A 19049-nucleotide genomic window follows, 5' to 3' on the forward strand; every position below is an offset into this window, starting at 1 on the left:
GAGAATACTTTCAGATTATTTCATTACATCTTATTTATTGCATTAAATTAAATATCTATATTATCCCATTAAGCAGAACGCCCTGCATTCAGGAAAATCTGCATTTTCCGAATACAGGGCTGATATTGCTAATTCTATCACTGCAAGAGACTAAGTACCGAAGAACTGTTTTGATTGGCCTGTGCTAGCATGGACTGGGAAGCCTGTACCAATACATTGTTCTTAGTATAGGCTGTCATCTCCTTGGCCATATCTGCATCCCGAATAACCGATTCTGCAGACTGGGTATTCTCGCTAGCCGCTGTAAGATTAGCGGATGTATATTCCATCCGGCTCTGCATGGCACCAATGGTGGTCTGCTGTTTAAGCGCCTTTTCCATTGCCAATTCCAACACGCTGATTGCTGCATTAGCCTTCTTTTGCGTGGAAATGGAAAGTGTATCACCATCTTTCGCCTTTAATCCCAAAGCAACACTACGCATATCAGAGAAACCGATTTTAACTGCCTGATTAGCTTTTGTTCCCACCTGAAAAACCAAGGCATTATCAGGAGATATATCCTCCGCCTGAATCGCTTCCGTAAAATTGTTAAGAATAGCATTTGCAGTTCTATTAATCGTGCCATCTTTATTTATAACGTTAATGGTAAGGCCAGAAATCTGCCCATCCAATCCCGGCGTACCTGCCGTAAACATAAGCGCCTTATTGCCACTTACAGTTCTAACCGTTGAACCAGTTCTATCCTTACCAACAACATCATCAGAACCATAAGACATACTAATAGTACCGGAAGGTGGTTGTGAGCCAGTCTCCACATCAATACTTTCACCAAACATTTGCTTTAAGTTATAATTTTCCACAGGCGTAAGAACTGTCACATGTGTCTTTCCCTGAATAACATAGGAAAACTCTATTTTGCTACCTGCCAATATACCTAAGCTTCGTCCTGCAAAATCTCTCAATTTCGTTAGATTCGTAGTACCTTTCGTGGATGCAAATAAGCTTTCGTTAGTTAATACCGTTCTCGTTCCTTCAAATCCATTATTCCCATCCGGCACCTTAACCTCGTTATTATGAGAACCATCTAATATGGTCTTGCCGTTATATTGGATATTAGCATTATCATCCAGCTGGTCAACAGCCTGATTTAATTCTTTTTGAATTGTGGCTCTATCGGCATCGGTATTGGTGTCATTAGCTGCATTGATAACTTTTTCCTTCAATGTACTGATTATATCTATGGTTCTTTGCAGGCCACCTTCAGCCACTTTTAATAAGCTGGCTCCAGTTTGAGTATTATCAATATCCTGCTCAAGACTACGCACCTGTGTCCGCATCTTCTCTGAAATTGAAAACCCCGAAGCGTCATCCGCAGCACTGTTGATTCTCATCCCTGAAGCAACCTTTTTAAGGCTCTTGGCCAGAGCCTTGTCGTTCTTGTCCAGCTGATTCAACGTGTTCTTCGCTGGAATGTTGTTCTTAACTACCATAGCCATAGCGGCCAACCTCCTTGTTCGCTTCCCACCGATTTACATATAGCTATGCAAACCCGCATCCTCCTCAATGCAGATTTGCCGTGTCTTCTAATTGATATATCGTTGGATTTTTCTTTTCCTTAATAGCTGTAGAAAAAATTTTTCCACACAAAACAAAACGAGATGCAGAGCTCCCTCATCAAAACTCTACATCTCATACAGCACAACACTATCTCGTCTGATGGCTACCAACCAGTCTTTATTGCATTCCTTGGTCAAGTCCACATCACTACGCCTCTTAACGCTATCCTCGCGTTAGTCCTATTTGCTATGAAAAGTTCCTCAACCAGCCGAAAAAAACACAGAGATACCCTACTGTATTGGGACCTAAAAAAATTATGCAAGAGCTGCTTCTGCGGCATTAGGAAGCCACCCCAACTTTGTCAGTTGCTTCAGATGATGGGAAATCTTTTTCTCTCGATTGAACCGAGCATAGAAATCCTCGCCTAAATCCACGAATCTGGAGCCATTTTTGAGGATGTGGTATATCGCTATTAGCATACTGTGGGCCACTGCAACAGTGGCTCTGTTTGCACCTCGACGTACGACTAGTCTTTCATACTGTGCACGGAAATAGGATTTGCATCGCTTGGCAGATTTAGCACATTGAATCATGGTGGTTTTGAGGGTTTTGTTTCCTTTTACAGTACGGCAAAGCTTCTTTTTGGCGACACTTTCATTATTGCCTGGAGATAGACCGGCCCAGCTGGAAAAATGCTTATCCGTAGGAAAACGTTCCATATCCAATCCATTTTCTATAAGTATTGTCTCAGCACTGCGTTTGCCTACGCCGGGGAGTTCGTCCAATTTTTCAATGGCTTCCTGATATGGCTCAAGATACTGGGTGAGCATATCATCCATTTCACCAATACGTTTGGTCATATCGTCAATGTGGTCTACTACCTTACGAATAAGCTGTTTTTGTAGCGGTGTCAAAAATCCATTCATGGCCTTGAGAATGGCATCCACTTTATGGGCCATCTTGCCATGAACCATACCTTGTACTCGTTCTTCCGTCAAAGGCTCATCATTTTCCAGTAGAGCCTTTAACAGATTACGGGAACTGCGCCCGTTGATGTCAGAGACAACATTAGTAATTTTGACATTGCCACCTTCAAGCATTTTCTGCAGGCGGTTCAATTCTCTGGCACGTTCCTGTATGAGGCTGACACGGTAGCGGGAAAGCTCTCTAAGTTCTCTTTGCTCACGACTGGGAATGTAGCTTGCCCTGATAAGGCCGTGCTTCAGAAGGTCGGTAATCCATTCAGCGTCACCAATGTCTGTCTTACGTACAGGAACATTTTTGATATCTCTGGCGTTAGCCACAATGACCTCAAGCCCTGAGAGTTCAAAAATGTTGTAGAGTGGTTTCCAGTATGAGCCAGTGCTTTCCATGGCAATCATCTGACACTTGCCATCTAGAAGCCACTTGGCCATCTCTCGAATATCATCGTTATTGCTGCCAAAGGTTCTGATTTCCTGCTTCTTGCCGCATTTGAAGCAGCAGACCAAAACCTTTTTGTGCACGTCAATCCCACAACAGCGTTCGTACAATACTTCCATGAAAGACACCTCCATGCCTAATAGTACGACGTGGCCTCTACATAACAACTCATTTTGCTATACGTCTTTATGAGCATATGGCTCTGGACAAAGTGTGGTGCAAATAAGAGGCCGGACCAGTTTCTATTTCGGGCTCTAGGCTCAAAAAAGGCTCAGCCTTACACCGTCTACTCTAATTGTAGCATGGTGTAAGACTGAGCGAGAATGTATACTTTTCGTTTATGATGGTGCCGATAAGGCGTGTTAGTTTCTATGATAGTAAGCTCAACACCTGACTGCTGTTCTGATTTGCCTGAGCCAGCATTGCCTGTGAAGCCTGCGTCAGTACATTTGCCTTTGCATAATTGGTCATTTCTTTAGCCATGTCCGCATCACGAAGTACTGACTCGGACGCTTGTACATTTTCAGATTGAATCGTGATATTTTTATGATCCATTTCCAATCTGGAAATCTGCGCACCAATCAACGTCTGGGCATCCAAGAGATAATTAATCCCTTTATCTAAAGTTCCCTCTGTATTTCCCGTCCCCAACAGTTGCTCGCGCATCTCCGAAGTCAATACGTTATAGTTTCTGACATCATAACTGCCAGGAATAAACTTAAATATATGATCCGTTGACGTTTTAGGCACATAAATGTTCGTACTCATTCCTGCCTTATCTGTATCCTGAATGACTACTTTTTCAGCCTTAACGTTTAATGTATCTTTTTGTACATTATCAAATGCTCCATCTGCTATATCCGCCGGAGTCACATTATAGCCACGGGAATCATAGATAGTCAGTACATTATCAGCCTTCACTGCCAATTTGTAGGCACTGGTAATTTTAGAACCTGCCTGACTATAAATCGCATTTACTAGCGACTTCGTATCTGTCACTGCCGATACATCGACTATAATCGTATTTATTGTTTGTGAACCTGTGCCGCTAGCCGGCCTTGCTCCCATCTCTTGTTCATCAGTACCATCACTGTACTGAATTTCAACCCAATTATTATCACTGCCGTTAACATAGAAATGAAACCCTTTTTCATTCAAATATTCGAGGATATCACTAACACCATCCAAGCTGCCAGAAAAGTTAACATCATAACTGCTCAAGGTTGCTTCATTAACGGTTACTGTTCTGCTGTTACCAGCTGAGCCACTGACATTTGCATATATCGTTAAGCCTGTTACATTGCCACTACCATCTGTTTCAATGGTTCCACCTGTATAATTTTTTAGCAGATTGGCAAAAGCCGTACCAATATCCGTACCGTTATTGACTGCTATTCTCAGGTTATTCAGATCAATCGTATTTGAGCCATCAATCTTTTTTGCGCCATATAGATTGTAGCTTTGTCCTGAGTCAATAAATTCGTATGTTCGGTTATTATTTACCGTTATGGCTTTATCCCAGACACGTCCGTCGCTCATATATACTAATGATGAAATAAACGTTTCTACATTTGTTGCTGCCGATGGCATTGCTATCGTATATGATGCCGTCTTACGCTGTTGTCCCGCTGTTGTATTTTGCGTGAATGACAATGACGATGCATTGGGATTGCCGCTGGTATCTACGGAACTATATCCCGTATAGCTAGTCGTGTAATTGCCACTTGATACGGCCGTTATTTCATTACCTAAAACAGTGAAAACAGTGACGCTAGACATTCCTGTTACCTTACTCTGAATACTGCTTCTCAGAGCATTTAAAGCGGCACTGACCGTAGAATAATTATTCAGATTGATCACCGTAGGGTTATTTTCATAACTAACTGATGTATCATAAGCAAAAACAAAGGAGTCTGTATCTACGGCATTTCCATCTGCATCTTCAACGGTGACAGTAATCCCTTTTTTATCCAGAGAAGCTATATCTGCTGCGTTTACCGTTAATACGGATGTCTGAGCCTGATAATCCTGCCCACCGCTCATTGTTTGACTTGCAGATAACCCCAAAGTACTAATGGATGCTGTTCTTCTCAAATAAGATAAAAACGTATCATATTTTTCAGGGTCTCCATTAGCCTTGGGTCCATAATTATCTGGAATCAAGTTCATATCTGCACTATCTGTCCACATCTCAGCAGCATCTCTTACACTCCAGGAATTTATCGCTTCTCTGACCGTTTTTCCGTCTAGTATCCTTTTCCCATTGTATGTAGTGTAATATGCGATATCATCTATTTGGTCATATCCTTGATCAATTTCTTTTTGTATGGTTTTACGGTCTAGGGATGTATTTGTATCATTATGTGCATCAATAACCTTTTGTTTGATGGTCTTCATGATATCAATCTGCTCTTGTATAGCGCCTTCTGCAATATGAAGCAGCGAACACCCTGTTTGAACATTATCTGCATTCTGCTTTAGTGCCCGTAACCGAACGCGCATCTTTTCCGAAATGCTATATTCAGATGCTCCATCACCTGCACTGTTGATTTTCATCCCTGAAGCGACTTTTTTCAACTGCTTGTCCAGTGACGATTGATTTTTCCGCATTTCCCCCAACGCCATCATGGCACTACTGTTATTCATCACTTTCACTATCAATCACTTCCTTGCTAATTACAAAAACAAACGCAGACTCCTTCTGCTCCCCCATTTCACTATTTCTTACATAGTTTATATCGGACAAGTATAAAAAAACTTAAGTATTTTTGTCCCCTGGGGGGGGCATTAATAACTAACAAGACACAAGTCTCATAACAGGAACTTGTGTCTTGAAAATTTAACTATAAATGTTTTCTCATTGTTTTCTATTCATCACTACCCTAACAAGCTCAATACACTACTGCTGCTTTGGTTGGCCTGTGCCAGCATGGACTGGGCAGCCTGCATGAGCACGCTGTTCTTGGTATAGCCGGTCATCTCTTTGGCCATGTCCGCATCACGGATAACACTTTCTGATGAAGTAACATTTTCATGAGCAGTAGTCAGGTTGGCAGCGGTAAATTCCAAGCGGCTTTCCATGGCCCCGATAAGTGTCTGCTGCTTCAGCGCCCGGCCAATGGCCCGATCGATAACGGTAATTGCTGAATTGGCCAGCTCCTGCGTGGTAACGCTGACCGTAGTGCCATCTGTTTTCTCAAGCCCCAAGGCCTTACACCGCATATCAGCCAGACCGACTCGCATGCTTTGATTTGCCTTAGTGCCTGTCTGAAAGACAAGATGTTTCTCTGGTTCCCCATCAGCAGATTGCTTTGCCAGATAACGAAGAATCATATACCCAGCGGCATAGGCCTGATCACCGGAAGCCGCTGCTGAATCCTGCAAAACATTTTTTAAGGCATCTGGGTCACTGGCCAGACTGGCAATAGTGCTTCTACGAAAATCATCAATCCCATGTACTACTTCAGCAGCCCCTTCTTTGATGTATTTAGGCAGGTTAGCGAAATTTTTAATATTGGCCGACATCAAAGCATGTACCATCTCATGGGCAATGGTGCGATCGAGATAACCAGCCCCGCCTGAAGCTTTACCATTCCAGTCGTTTACATCCAGTGAAGAATAATAATCCATATTGATGGTCAGACTCAGCCCTGTAGTCACTCCGCCAGAAATAGCACTGGTAACATAGGCCAACGTTCCATTCTGTCCCTCATTGGCCAGTTTCACATCCATCGTGGAAACAGACGTACCCTTCTCCCAAAAATTCAAGGCATAGGACTCATCAATAAGGTCTATACAATTTTGCAGCCATGAATTATCCAATGCCCCCAATATTGCCCGCTTTACATCTGAGTCCACGGAATCCGGCCAGTTCACAGTCAGCCCACGAATACGTGACGTTCCTCCTGTAGGATCTCCGGCATAAGGGTAATGCTTCTCCGGCACAACGCTTTCAGCCGTCTTGACCACTTCATTTTGCGCATCCTTGCCAGTTATAGCTCCTGTATCATCGTTTTCCAGTACAATGCCACAAGCTTCAAGCCCACTACTTGTTATGTCGTTAATAAAAGTATCGATTAACGATTTTTCATTGTCAAACATGCCACCAGAAACATATTTGATAGCACCATCCAAAGCATCCTGTGCTATGGCAGTATCAGCATTATCCAGATAACTCATAAAAGAAGCCATGGCATCCCAAGGATCAGCTACTATGCCCTGCCCTTGCGTACCATCTAAAAGACTCTTGCCATTAAAGGTCACCGCAGCATTATCTTCAATCTGCGACATATATTGGTTAAGTTCCTTTTGGATGGTGGCACGGTCATTGTCTGTGTTGGTGTCATTAGCGGCGTTAATTGCTTTTTCTTTGAATGTTTTTAGTATATCCACTGTTGAAGATACCGCACCTTCCGCTGTTTTTAGCAGACTTGTAGCGTTTTGTGTATTAGCAATGTCCGCTTCCAGACTGCGCAGCTGCACACGCATGCGCTCGCTGATCGCATAGCCTGAGGCATCATCAGCAGCGCCATTGATTTTCATCCCTGTGGATACCTTCTGCAGGCTTTTGCTCAAAGCATCTGCATTTTGGTTAAGGGTGTTTAAGGCATTTATGGCCTCCTTGTTGTTCTTAATCACCATTGACATGACTCTTCCTCCTTGAAGATATAGCCGACTAACCACCTCATTGTTTATATCGATGAAAAACCTTTGGTACTTAAATATTTTTCACAAGAAAAAAGCACAAGTCCTTAAGAAAGGACTTGTGCCTAAAACGTCTGTTTTTAATTATTTGCTCATAGCTTCCTGTACAGCTACAGCTACGGCTACGGTCATACCAACCATCGGGTTGTTGCCGGCGCCGATGAGGCCCATCATGTCAACGTGTGCCGGTACGGAGGAAGAACCTGCGAACTGGGCATCGCCGTGCATACGGCCCATGGTATCGGTCATACCATAGGAAGCCGGGCCAGCTGCCATGTTGTCCGGATGGAGCGTACGGCCCGTGCCACCGCCGGAAGCAACGGAGAAGTACTTCTTGCCGTTTTCGATGCAGTCTTTCTTGTAGCAGCCTGCAACCGGATGCTGGAAGCGGGTCGGGTTCGTGGAGTTACCGGTGATGGAGATGTCAACGTTCTCCAGTTTCATGATGGCAACGCCTTCCTGTACGGATTCAGCACCGTAGCATTTAACTTTAGCGCGGAGGCCATCGCTGTAAGCGATTTCCTTCACTACGTTTACTTTGTCAGCCTTGAAGTCGTATTCGGTTTCTACGAAGGTGAAACCGTTGATGCGGCTGATGATCTGAGCAGCGTCTTTGCCGAGGCCGTTCAGGATAACGCGCAGGGGGTTCTTACGAACTTTGTTAGCCGTCTGAGCGATACCGATAGCACCTTCAGCAGCTGCGAAGGATTCGTGACCAGCCAGGAATGCGAAGCAGCCAGCTTCTTCGGACAGAAGCATAGCGCCGAGGTTACCATGGCCGAGACCTACTTTACGATGGTCAGCAACGGAACCCGGTACGCAGAAAGCCTGGAGGCCTTCGCCGATAGCTTTGGCAGCATCAGCAGCAGCCGTGCAGCCTTTCTTGATTGCGATAGCAGCGCCGAGGGTGTAAGCCCATTTTGCATTTTCGAATGCGATCGGCTGCAGGTCGCCTACGATGTCGTAAGCTTTTACGCCTTTTTCATCGCAGATGGTTTTTGCTTCTTCGATGGAAGCAATACCATACTTTTTGCAAACTTCATTAATCTGGTCAATACGGCGTTCATAGCCTTCGAATAATGACATTCTATTCATTCCTCTCTATTCTTACAGTGACGTTACGAAAAAATGTTTTTCCACCTCATCCGGCAGCCCTTTGGGCTGCCACGTCCGGGGAGTCCACTGGACTCCCGCGACTTCGTCGCCCCCTAAGGGGAAGGCTGAGTGGTCGATCTTATTCTTCGCGCGGGTCAATCGTCTTAACAGCGTCAGCGAAACGGCCTTTGGTGCTGGTGTTGGCTTTGATGGCTTCGTTAGCATCTTTGCCAGCACGTACAGCTTCCATAACTTTGCCGAGCTGAACAACTTCGTAACCGATTACGCGGTTTTCGCTGTCCAGACCGAGTTTCGTTACATAGCCTTCTGCAAGTTCGAGGTAACGGGGACCCTTCTTGAGCGTGCTGTAGAGCGTACCCGTCTGGCTACGCAGACCTTTACCAAGGTCATCGAGGCCAGCGCCGATGGGCAGACCGTCATCGGAGAATGCAGTCTGGGAACGGCCATAAGCAATCTGCAGGAAGAGTTCGCGCATAGCGGTGTTGATGGCATCGCACACGAGGTCAGTGTTCAGGGCTTCGAGAACCGTAAGGCCCGGCAGGATTTCTGCTGCCATTGCAGCGGAATGAGTCATACCGGAGCAGCCGATGGTTTCTACGAGAGCTTCCTGGATGATGCCGTCCTTAACGTTCAGGGTCAGTTTGCAGGCACCCTGCTGCGGAGCGCACCAGCCAATGCCGTGCGTCAGGCCGCTGATGTCCTGTACGTTCTTGGATTTTACCCATTTGCCTTCTTCAGGAATGGGAGCAGCACCATGGTGTACTTCCTGGGCTACGCATGCCATGTCTTCCACTTTTTGTGAATAAGCAATCATTGTTCGTATTCCTCTCTTTTTCTAAAATATAACACTAGAGGGCTTGCCCCAAAGCAGGAGAACATAAGAGGGCTAGCATGGAGCGGTCACCGATCATATCGATGAGCCTGCTCCCCGGGGATGCCACCGGCATCCCGCGCTTACGCGCCCTTGCTCAAGGGAGCTTGCCTCTGTCCTGCTGATTAGAGTTCCACCAGGTTCTTGCCCGTCATTTCGGCCGGAATCTCTACGCCTGCCAGCGTGAGGAGAGTCGGTGCGATATCGCAGAGGGCGCCGTCCTTAACGGACTTAACGCGGTCGGATACCACGATGAACGGTACCGGATTGGTGGTATGTTTGGTGAAGGGCTGGTCGTTATCGTAGTCCATCATCTTGTCGGCGTTGCCGTGGTCAGCGGTGATGCAGACCTCGCCGCCCACTTCGCGGATGGCATCTACGAAACGGCCAACACAGGTGTCAACCGTTTCCACAGCCTTGATTACAGCCGGGAATACGCCGGTATGACCAACCATGTCGCAGTTTGCATAGTTGAGGATGATGAAGTCGTATTTGCCGGATTTGATGGCGTCAACAACTTTATCCGTAACTTCCACAGCGCTCATTTCCGGCTGGAGGTCGTAGGTTGCAACCTTCGGGGACGGAACGAGGATGCGATCTTCACCCTTGTAGGGTTCTTCTACGCCGCCGTTGAAGAAGAACGTTACGTGAGCGTACTTCTCGGTTTCGGCAATGCGCAGCTGGGTCATGCCCTTGTTCTGGATGATTTCGCCCAGCGTGTTGTTGATGGATTCCGGCGGGAATGCTACGAGAGCGTTCATGCCGTCTTCGTACTGGGAGAAGGTAGCGAACGGAATCTTCAAATCTTCGTCGCGGTCAAAACCGTCGAAGCTTTCATCCACGAAGGAATGCGTGAGCTGACGGGCACGGTCCGGACGGAAGTTGAAGAAGATAGCGCCGTCGCCATTCTTCATGCCTTCGTAGCCTTTGACTACGAACGGCACAACGAATTCGTCGTTTACGTCATTGTCGTAGCTTGCCTTGAGGCCGGCTACTGCGGAATCAGCACTAACGCCTTCCGCATGAGCGATGGCTTCATAAGCCTTGACTACGCGTTCCCAACGGTTGTCGCGGTCCATAGCGTAGTAACGGCCGCTGACGGTTGCAATGCAGCCAGCACCGATTTCCTTGCACTTTGCTTCGAGTTCTTCGAGGAAAGGCTGTGCGCTCTGAGGCGGTACATCACGGCCATCGAGGAAAGCATGTACATAAACTTCCTTGATGCCCTCTTTCTTAGCCATTTCGAGCAGTGCATAGAGGTGATCCTGATGGCTGTGCACGCCACCCGGAGAAACGAGGCCCATGAGGTGCAGGGCGCCGTTCTTTTCCTTCACGCCGTTGACGATAGAAAGGAGAGCTTCGTTCTTGAAGAAGTCGCCGTTCTTGATGTCGCGGGTGATGCGGGTCAGCTGCTGATAGATGATGCGGCCAGCGCCGATGTTGGTATGACCAACTTCGGAGTTACCCATCTGACCGTCAGGCAGGCCGACGAATTCGCCGGAAGCCTGCAGCTGGCTGGTCTTATACTTGGCAAGGAGTCCGTCGAGAACAGGAGTGTTAGCTACCTGTACAGCGTTGTTCTTGTCGGTTTTATCACCGAGGCCGCAGCCATCCATGATGATGAGGGCCACCGGTGCATTTTTAAGAGTTGCCATGTTTTTTATATGCTCCTTCTAAGAAACACAGATTAGAAGTTAACGATAGCGCTGAAGTCTTCAGCCTTCAGGGAAGCGCCGCCTACGAGAGCACCGTCAACATTCGGCTGCTGCATGAGGTCTTTGATCGTAGCCGGTTTTACGCTGCCGCCGTACTGGATGCGGATAGCGTCTGCTGCCGTCTGGTCGAATTTCTTGGCAACAGCTTCACGGATAGCTTTGCAGACTTCTTCAGCCTGGTCAAAGGTAGCCGTCTTGCCCGTGCCGATAGCCCAGATCGGTTCATAAGCGATAACGAGTTTTGCAACTTCGTCTGCCTTGAAGCCTTCGAGAGCAGCGTTAATCTGAGCAACTACATGGTCGATGTAAGTGCCAGCTTCACGGATTTCGAGGCTTTCACCGCAGCAGATGATCGGGGTGATGCCAGCAGCGAAAGCAGCACGAGCGCGCTTGTTTACGCCTTCGTCCGTTTCACCGAAGTAATCACGGCGTTCGCTGTGGCCGAGGACAACGTAATCTACACCGATTTCGTTGAGCATACCCGTGGAGATTTCACCCGTGAAAGCACCTTTTGCTTCCCAATGTACATTCTGTGCGCCAACGTGGATGTTGGTGCCTTTTACTGCTTCACAAACGGAGGAAAGAGCCGTAGCCGTCGGGCAAACCACAACGTCTACCGTAGCGTCCTTAACGAGAGGAGCCAGAGCCTTTACGAGCTCAACGCCTTCCTTAATCGTGTTGTTCATTTTCCAGTTGCCTGCAATAATCGGAGTTCTAGCCATTTTTATAGCCTCCCAATATTTTTATTGTTATAAGACCAGTTAGCGGTAAGAACCTCATCCACCGCTAACGCGGTCCCCCTTCCCCAAAGGGGAAGGCTTTTTCTTTCGTCTCAAAAAGATAACGCGTACTCGTTGCCCGGCGCCCAAGGAAGGGCGCAGGCGGACGTAAATCCCGTGATGGGATTTCAGTCCGCGTTTTCGCCTGTGCCCGTTAGGGTATTTGGATACTTTTCTTTGCGCCAAAGAAAAGTATCACCACTTACTTATTTGTCTGCGATTGCTGCTACGCCCGGCATTTCTTTGCCTTCGAGGAATTCCAGCGTTGCACCGCCACCGGTGGAAACGTGGGAAATCTTGTCGGTGAGGCCAGTCTTCTTGAGAGCTGCTACGGAGTCACCACCGCCAACGATGGAGATAGCGCCTTCGTCCGTTGCCTTAGCAACAGCTTCAGCCACAGCCAGGGTGCCTTTAGCGAAAGCATCGAATTCGAATACGCCCATAGGACCGTTCCAAACAACCGTCTTAGCGCCTTTGAGTGCTTCCACGTATTTTTCGGAGGTCTTCACGCCGGAGTCGAGTGCCTGCCAGCCATCGGGAACTTTGTCCACGTCAACGGTCTGGGTGTTGGCATCAGCAGCGAATTTGTCAGCGATAACGAGGTCAACCGGCAGAATTACTTCTACGCCCTTTTCTTCTGCTTTTTTGAGCAGTTCACGAGCCAAGTCGTACTTGTCCGGTTCGCAGAGGGATGCACCGATGGGCAGGCCTTTAGCTGCATCGAAGGTATGCGCCATGCCGCCGCCGATGATGATCTTGTCGACCTTTTCAATCATGTTGCTGATTACGCCGATTTTATCGGACACCTTAGCGCCGCCGATGATGGCAACGAACGGATGCTGCGGAGCTTCCAGGGTCTTGCCGATGTAGTTGATTTCTTTTTCCATGAGGAAACCAGCAACAACTTCCACATACTGAGCGATACCAGCGTTGGAAGCATGGCCGCGGTGGGATACACCGAAAGCATCGTCAACAGCAACGTCAGCAAGGCTAGCCAGCTGTTTTGCAAATTCGGGGTCGTTCTTCTTTTCAGCCTTGTGATAACGGAGGTTTTCGAGAAGCAGAACTTCGCCAGCTTTGAGGTCAGCAGCAGCTTTTTCAGCAACTTCGCCTACGCAGTCAGAAGCCCATTTTACATCTTTGCCGAGGAGTTCGGACAGATGAGCAACGAGGTGCTTCGTGGAGAACTGCGGCTCACGAGCTTCGGTCGGACGGCCGATGTGGCAAGCCAGGATAACAGCAGCGCCGTTATCGAGCAGGTAGTTGATGGTCGGCAGCGTGCGAACCATACGGGTGTCGTTGGTGATGTTCTGATTTTCATCGAACGGAACGTTATAGTCAACGCGGACAAATACTTTTTTGCCCTTGACGTCAATATCTTTCAGAGTTTTCTTATCCATTTATAAACCTCCAAAACAATAAATTGAGGCCCGGCCCAAGTTTGCCAGGCCGGACCTCAATAGATCTTCGTAGTATGAAGTTATGCTACAGTCAAATAATTAGCCGAGTTCAGCGAAGTATTTGATCGTACGAACCATCTGGCTCGTGTAGCTGTTTTCGTTGTCGTACCAGGATACAACCTGTACCTGCGTGCCACCTTCAACGGGGTTAACCATCGTCTGCGTAGCATCGAACAGGGAACCGAAACGCATGCCAACGATATCGCTGGATACGATTTCTTCTTCGTTGTAACCGAAGGATTCCGTAGCTTCCTTCTTCATCTGAGCGTTGATCTGTTCAACCGTAACGTCACCCTTAACAACAGCGTTGAGGATCGTGGTGGAACCAGTCGGGGTCGGAACACGCTGTGCAGCACCGATCAGTTTGCCCTTCAGTTCAGGAATTACGAGGCCGATAGCTTTAGCAGCACCCGTGGAGTTCGGAACGATGTTGCAAGCTGCTGCACGGCTGCGACGGAGGTCGCCTTTACGCTGCGGGCCATCCAGAGTCATCTGGTCGCCAGTGTAAGCGTGGATCGTGCACATGATACCGGACTGAATCGGAGCCAGGTCGTTCAGAGCCTTAGCCATCGGAGCAAGGCAGTTCGTCGTGCAGGATGCAGCGGAGATAACCTTGTCTTCCTTCGTCAGGGTTTCATGGTTAACGTTGTATACGATAGTCGGGAGGTCGTTACCAGCCGGAGCGGAGATAACAACTTTCTTAGCGCCTGCAGCCAGATGTGCAGAAGCTTTTTCTTTGGAAGTGTAGAAACCAGTGCATTCGAGAACTACGTCTACATCATGCTTGCCCCAAGGAATGTCTTTTGCATCCTTTTCAGCGTAGATTTTGATTTCCTTGCCGTTAACGGTGATGCTGTCTTCGCCAGCCTCTACCTTGTCAGCGTACTTGTACTTACCCTGCGTGGAATCATACTTGAGCAGGTGTGCGAGCATTTTCGGGCTCGTGAGGTCGTTGATTGCAACTACTTCATAACCCTCTGCATCGAACATCTGACGGAAAGCGAGACGGCCAATACGGCCAAAACCATTGATAGCAACTTTTACTGCCATTTGAAAAATACCCCCTAAATTTTTTAGAATTTTCAGTTCTTACAGAGACTATAATACAATAACTCCCCCGCAAATGTCAATCTTTTTATCATAAATTAGAGCAATTATTCGATGAATCCCGGAGATTTTTTTCAAAAAATTCGTAACAACGATATAACAAGAGTTTTTCGGAGCAAACGATGTGCGATAATAATAAAAAAAGCCTTCCCCTTGAGGGGAAGGTGGCACCCGTCAGGGTGACAGATGAGGTGGCAGATTTCTGCGAGAAACACCTCATCCACCGCTGCGCGGTCCCCCTTCCCCTCAAAGGGGAAGGCTCATATACGATAAATTTTGTTTATGATTTATGCGAGTTCGTCTTCTTTTTCGAGCTTTTCCAGTTCGAGCATAGCCTGCACGTAGATGGCACACTCCAGACGTTTCTTCTGGATTTCACAGCCAACTTCGTAAGGCTTGCGGATATCGCCGTGGAAGAGGTCGGCGTTGGCATGGCAGCCGCCGGAGCAGAAGAAACGGGACCAGCAGTCGCGGCATTTTTCCTTGTTGAGCACATGGCTTTCACGGAAGTACGCGGGCAGCTTTGTATCCGTTACGCCTTCATCCAGAGAGCCTAAGCGATAGCCTTCACGGCCAACAAACTGATGGCAGGGATAGAGGTCGCCGTTTTCGGCCACTGCGAAGTATTCGTGACCGGCACCGCAGCCCGAGAGGCGCTTAGCCACGCAGGGGCCATTGGAAAGGTCCATATTGAAATGGAAGAAGAAGAAGCCTTTGCCCTCACGATGGCGCTTCATATAGGCTTCGGTCAGCTTGTCGTACTCGGCGTAGATGCGGGGCAGGTCTTCCTCGGTAAAGCCCAGCGGGCTGTCCTTCAAGACCACTGGTTCCATGGACAGAATATCAAAGCCTTCATCATTCATGGAGAGCACATCATCGGTGAAGTCCATATTGTTCTTCGTGTAGGTGCCGCGCAGGTAGGTGTAGACACCGCGGTAATCCCAGTCACCGCCCTTGCGGGAATCGAGGCACTTGTGGAAGTTCTTGATGGCTCTATCGTAGGAACCATTGCCGCCCACATCCGGACGCATAGCGTCATGGACTTCCTTGCGTCCATCGAGGGACAGCACGAGGGAGAAATCATTGTCGTTGAGCCACTTGATGTTTTCATCATTTAATAAGAGGCCGTTGGTCGTCAGCGTCAGCTTGAACTTCTTGCCCGTTTCCTGCTCGCGCTTGCGAGCGTATTCGGTCACGGCCTTGACCGTCTTCATATTGATGAGAGGTTCGCCGCCGAAAAAGTCCATTTCGAGATGCTTTCTGGGGCCACTGCTCTTTATAAGGAAGTCAACGGCTTTCATGCCGGTTTCCGGACTCATGATAGCACGTTCCTGACCGTAGCTGCCACCGTCGCCAAAGCAGTACTTGCAGCGCAGGTTGCAGTCCTGAGCAATCATCAGGCACAGGGATTTTACGAGGCCCTTCTGCTTGAAGGTAGGAGGCACATCGATATCCGGGGCAAAGAGTTCCCCAGCGTCCATCAGCGCATGAAGTTCGTCCAGCGCTTCTGCCAGGTCTTCTTTCTTGTAGCTATCCTGCAATGCAGCGATTACAGCCGCATCATTTTCCCCGTCAAAGGTATCCATGATGTCGTAAATCATTTTATCGATAACGTGCACCGCACCACTGTTGATGTCGAGCAATATATAGGTACCGTTTTGCACGAATTTATGAATTTTGGCTTTCATTGTAACTCCTAACTTTCCTAAATGTAAAAAGCCCTCCCCAAAGGGAAGGCCCGTAATTAAAGCAATTGCTTACTTTTCGCAAACCTGGTTGCCCACAGTGCAGGAAGTCTTGCAAGCGGACTGGCAGGAAGCCTGGCATTCGCCGCAGCCGCCCGTCTTCAGGGTCTTCTGCAGAGAAGGTTTGTTGACCGTCTTGATGTGTTTCATCATGTAGCCCTCCTATCAAAAATAGAATCTCCTATGTATTATACCGTTTTTTCTGGCATAACACAAGGAGATTGCAAAATTATTTCTGACAATTCACCATCTGCCGCTGCTGAAAGGTAACCGGCGTGAGCTTGAGGCTCTCGGCAAAGTCATAGGCCAAAAGCAAATGCGCACCGACTGCTTCTGCGCTATGGGCATCAGAACCCAGAGTCACGAAGCGGCCGCCCATTTCCTGATAGCGTTTGTAGATGGGCAGAAGGTTTTCCAATGCGTCCTTCGCCCCCAGACGGCGGGTGTTGATTTCCATGACCACATCATGGTCGATGGCCGTCTTGAGCACCGCATCGATTTCATCGGCAAAATCCCGATAGTAAAGTTCCGGGTCATCGTAAGGCGCATAGCGGCAGATATAGTCGATATGCCCCAGCGCATGGGCAAAGCTATGCGTCCTGAGATTTTCCGCCATCTGCACGAGATAGCGATGGTAGGCCGTCTGCTTATCCTTTCCCTCATAGTAGTCGGGATAGTAGATGTCCATATCGTCCACCATATGTTGGGAGCAGATAATGAAATCAAACGGCACCCGCTGGGAAAATTCCGCGCTTACCTCGCGGGTACGCTCCCGCATGCCGATTTCCACGCCCAAGCGCAGGTTATCACCCCGCAACTGGCTGTAGGTCTGCCAATAAGCCTCCGGGTCAAAGGAAAAGACTTTGCCTTCCTTGCTCGTATAATCAGCGTCCAGATGCTCTGTAAAGACAAGGCCAACGCCCTGCTTTTCAGCAGCTGCCAGAGCCTCCTCTGCCTTCATCTCTGAATCGGCGGAAAACGCAGTGTGTATATGGCTATCAAATATCATGGTCGCACACTTTCCTCGTTCTCGTCTTATACCTGCTGAGCAGCATAGGCTTCCTTGAGGGCATTGGCCAGCTGGTCAGGGCAGGAAGTGGGCCGGGGACCGCAGGTGTTGCCCGCGAACCGCTCAATCACATGGTCGATATCCATGCCCACCACTAGTTTGGAAATGCCGGAAAGATTTCCGGCACAGCCGCCCTCGAATTGGACGGACTTAATGATTTTGCCATCCAGTTCCACCGTTATCTTCTTGCTGCAGGTTCCCTGCGTCTTGTATTCGTACTTGCTCATTTCTTCTGATTATCCTTTTCCTCAGTCTTTTTCAGCGGGGACAGGGCAAAATTCTGGAGATTGCCATTCTTGTCGAACAGGAATACGCAGCGTACCACAGGTTCCTTCTCAAAGGACATGAGATACATCAGCTGGTCGCCCTGGTCGAAGCGGGTCCAGCCCACAAAGCGGGAGGATTTGTATTTTCCCAGATTCTTGGCCATATCATTGCTGATATCCGTAATTTTCTTGACGTCGATTTCCTTCTGTGCTTCAGCACCCATGAGTTTCAGGGATGCCGCCGGATTGTTCTTCACCAGCATGGTATCCACCCAGGCCACAGCCTTGCCCTGCTGTGCGGACATGCTCTCGGCTTCCGGCGTAGCGGCCATGGCTGCCACGGACATGCTCATCATAGCACCTAAAGCTAAAGCGACAATTTTCTTCTTCACTGCAATCACCTCATAATTTTCACATGGACACATCCGTCACGATGCCGTCCTGTGTGTAAACATAGATACTCTTGCCGTTATGGTTGAAGACATACTGCTTCATCTTCTTGCCCTCGCCTTCGGACACATTGACCCGGGAAGGCTCCCCATAAGCAGCTGTTATATTATCTTCGCTGTCACCGGGGTGAATTCCTCCATATTTTCCTTTGGAGAGATTTGCCGCATGTTTCTGCGCGTTTTTCTTATCCAGTTCCGCTTCCTTCTCCGCCGCTTCATTCATGGCGATAATGAGGCGCCGGAAGGGCACGATTTTTTCCGCCAGCGTTCCCTTATAGCTCTCCGGCATATCCTGCACGATGGACAGGAGCTTCCTGTCACCTGCCACATCCTTGTTGCTCATATGCCCCCGATACGCAGCCACCTGATTCATGGCTTCTGCGTAGGAAAGCAGCATTTCCGCATCTGGGCAGGCTCCGTCAAGGCTGGTCAATAATTGTGCATCATGGAAATCCTGCAGCAGATGCACCGCCTCCTCCGCTTTTTCGCGGTCCGGATGATTGAAGTTCAATCCCTTCAGAATGGACACGGCCTGCTCATAGCGGCGGGTCATGTTTTCTTTCTGGTCACGGTCAAAGGTTGACGCCGTGGTGCTTTTCGTGCGGGTGTCCATTTCCCCATAGCCTTTCACACCGCCGATAAAGCCCACCGTCACAGCCAGGCATACAAAAAGTGCCGTCATTTTATAATTATGCTGGCGGAAAAAGCGGAAGGCCACCAGCAAAAACAGCACTGGGCACACCAAAAGCAAGCAAAGTGCAAATAATGACATAAAAATCCCCCTTGGGC

The 19049-nt window shown here is 48.3% G+C and carries 16 protein-coding genes; all 16 read right to left on the minus strand.

Translation table 11 applies throughout. The features are described 5' to 3' along the window. Nucleotides 1-137: 137 nt before the first annotated feature. The 16 genes from T320_RS06790 to T320_RS06865 all read right to left on the minus strand — a co-directional run bounded on the left by T320_RS06790 (nucleotide 138) and on the right by T320_RS06865 (nucleotide 19032). Nucleotides 138-1496, minus strand: coding sequence for a flagellin N-terminal helical domain-containing protein (locus T320_RS06790; RefSeq protein ID WP_037354271.1), 1359 nt, complete (start codon nucleotides 1494-1496; stop codon nucleotides 138-140). 375 nt (nucleotides 1497-1871) lie between these two features. After that, nucleotides 1872-3098 (minus strand): IS110 family RNA-guided transposase, encoded by a 1227-nt coding sequence (locus tag T320_RS06795; protein ID WP_037354274.1) that lies wholly within the window; start codon nucleotides 3096-3098, stop codon nucleotides 1872-1874. 250 nt (nucleotides 3099-3348) lie between these two features. Then, the gene (locus T320_RS06800; RefSeq protein WP_231465860.1) at nucleotides 3349-5625 is read right to left on the minus strand and encodes a flagellin N-terminal helical domain-containing protein; all 2277 of its coding nucleotides are present in this window, start codon (nucleotides 5623-5625) and stop codon (nucleotides 3349-3351) included. A gap of 231 nt (nucleotides 5626-5856) precedes the next feature. Then, nucleotides 5857-7626, minus strand: a complete 1770-nt coding sequence (locus T320_RS14215) for a flagellin N-terminal helical domain-containing protein (RefSeq protein ID WP_072023993.1) — start codon at nucleotides 7624-7626, stop codon at nucleotides 5857-5859. 141 nt (nucleotides 7627-7767) lie between these two features. Beyond that, nucleotides 7768-8769 carry a GGGtGRT protein gene (locus T320_RS06815; protein WP_037354279.1) on the minus strand — a complete coding sequence of 334 codons (1002 nt, stop codon included), beginning with the start codon at nucleotides 8767-8769 and terminating at the stop codon, nucleotides 7768-7770. Nucleotides 8770-8917: 148 nt separating this feature from the next. After that, a complete protein-coding gene (locus tag T320_RS06820; RefSeq protein ID WP_026759320.1) occupies nucleotides 8918-9610 on the minus strand; it encodes an iron-sulfur cluster assembly scaffold protein in 693 nt (230 codons plus the stop codon). 185 nt (nucleotides 9611-9795) lie between these two features. After that, on the minus strand, nucleotides 9796-11325 hold the full coding sequence (gene gpmI / locus T320_RS06825) for a 2,3-bisphosphoglycerate-independent phosphoglycerate mutase (RefSeq protein ID WP_037354281.1): 1530 nt from the start codon (nucleotides 11323-11325) through the stop codon (nucleotides 9796-9798). 32 nt (nucleotides 11326-11357) lie between these two features. Continuing rightward, nucleotides 11358-12107: a triose-phosphate isomerase gene (tpiA, locus tag T320_RS06830; protein WP_028129559.1), complete on the minus strand. Its 750-nt coding sequence runs from the start codon at nucleotides 12105-12107 to the stop codon at nucleotides 11358-11360. Between the two features lie 263 nt (nucleotides 12108-12370). Then, nucleotides 12371-13564 (minus strand): phosphoglycerate kinase, encoded by a 1194-nt coding sequence (gene pgk / locus T320_RS06835; protein ID WP_026759323.1) that lies wholly within the window; start codon nucleotides 13562-13564, stop codon nucleotides 12371-12373. Between the two features lie 99 nt (nucleotides 13565-13663). Beyond that, nucleotides 13664-14674, minus strand: a complete 1011-nt coding sequence (gene gap / locus T320_RS06840; RefSeq protein WP_014425549.1) for a type I glyceraldehyde-3-phosphate dehydrogenase — start codon at nucleotides 14672-14674, stop codon at nucleotides 13664-13666. 344 nt (nucleotides 14675-15018) lie between these two features. Further along, entirely contained in the window at nucleotides 15019-16419 is a 1401-nt protein-coding gene (gene scfB / locus T320_RS06845) for a thioether cross-link-forming SCIFF peptide maturase (protein ID WP_037354288.1), read from the minus strand. A 69-nt stretch (nucleotides 16420-16488) separates the two neighbouring features. Further along, complete coding sequence (scfA, locus tag T320_RS14220) at nucleotides 16489-16626, minus strand: six-cysteine ranthipeptide SCIFF (RefSeq protein ID WP_072000135.1); 138 nt, start codon at nucleotides 16624-16626, stop codon at nucleotides 16489-16491. 79 nt (nucleotides 16627-16705) lie between these two features. Beyond that, complete coding sequence (locus tag T320_RS06850) at nucleotides 16706-17485, minus strand: histidinol-phosphatase HisJ family protein (protein ID WP_037354291.1); 780 nt, start codon at nucleotides 17483-17485, stop codon at nucleotides 16706-16708. Between the two features lie 26 nt (nucleotides 17486-17511). Beyond that, nucleotides 17512-17772 carry a TIGR03905 family TSCPD domain-containing protein gene (locus T320_RS06855; protein ID WP_037354294.1) on the minus strand — a complete coding sequence of 87 codons (261 nt, stop codon included), beginning with the start codon at nucleotides 17770-17772 and terminating at the stop codon, nucleotides 17512-17514. Beyond that, nucleotides 17769-18203 carry a hypothetical protein gene (locus T320_RS06860; RefSeq protein WP_026759327.1) on the minus strand — a complete coding sequence of 145 codons (435 nt, stop codon included), beginning with the start codon at nucleotides 18201-18203 and terminating at the stop codon, nucleotides 17769-17771. Before T320_RS06860 ends, T320_RS06855 begins: the two co-directional genes overlap by 4 nt. Before the next feature lie 19 nt (nucleotides 18204-18222). Then, on the minus strand, nucleotides 18223-19032 hold the full coding sequence (locus T320_RS06865) for a hypothetical protein (RefSeq protein ID WP_037354296.1): 810 nt from the start codon (nucleotides 19030-19032) through the stop codon (nucleotides 18223-18225). Nucleotides 19033-19049: the final 17 nt, after the last annotated feature.

The sequence above is a fragment of the Selenomonas sp. FC4001 genome, assembly GCF_000701565.1.
Classification (GTDB): domain Bacteria; phylum Bacillota; class Negativicutes; order Selenomonadales; family Selenomonadaceae; genus Selenomonas_A; species Selenomonas_A ruminantium_B.

Coding starts and splice junctions, on each gene's coding strand:
- gpmI (WP_037354281.1), bottom strand. CDS start 11,325: ATGGCAACTCTTAAAAATGCACCGGTGGCCCTCATCATCATGGATGGC.
- gap (WP_014425549.1), bottom strand. CDS start 14,674: ATGGCAGTAAAAGTTGCTATCAATGGTTTTGGCCGTATTGGCCGTCTC.
- scfA (WP_072000135.1), bottom strand. CDS start 16,626: ATGAAACACATCAAGACGGTCAACAAACCTTCTCTGCAGAAGACCCTG.
- T320_RS06850 (WP_037354291.1), bottom strand. CDS start 17,485: ATGATATTTGATAGCCATATACACACTGCGTTTTCCGCCGATTCAGAG.
- T320_RS06800 (WP_231465860.1), bottom strand. CDS start 5,625: ATGAATAACAGTAGTGCCATGATGGCGTTGGGGGAAATGCGGAAAAAT.
- T320_RS06855 (WP_037354294.1), bottom strand. CDS start 17,772: ATGAGCAAGTACGAATACAAGACGCAGGGAACCTGCAGCAAGAAGATA.
- T320_RS06815 (WP_037354279.1), bottom strand. CDS start 8,769: ATGTCATTATTCGAAGGCTATGAACGCCGTATTGACCAGATTAATGAA.
- tpiA (WP_028129559.1), bottom strand. CDS start 12,107: ATGGCTAGAACTCCGATTATTGCAGGCAACTGGAAAATGAACAACACG.
- T320_RS06865 (WP_037354296.1), bottom strand. CDS start 19,032: ATGTCATTATTTGCACTTTGCTTGCTTTTGGTGTGCCCAGTGCTGTTT.
- scfB (WP_037354288.1), bottom strand. CDS start 16,419: ATGAAAGCCAAAATTCATAAATTCGTGCAAAACGGTACCTATATATTG.
- T320_RS06795 (WP_037354274.1), bottom strand. CDS start 3,098: ATGGAAGTATTGTACGAACGCTGTTGTGGGATTGACGTGCACAAAAAG.
- T320_RS06790 (WP_037354271.1), bottom strand. CDS start 1,496: ATGGCTATGGTAGTTAAGAACAACATTCCAGCGAAGAACACGTTGAAT.
- pgk (WP_026759323.1), bottom strand. CDS start 13,564: ATGGATAAGAAAACTCTGAAAGATATTGACGTCAAGGGCAAAAAAGTA.
- T320_RS14215 (WP_072023993.1), bottom strand. CDS start 7,626: ATGTCAATGGTGATTAAGAACAACAAGGAGGCCATAAATGCCTTAAAC.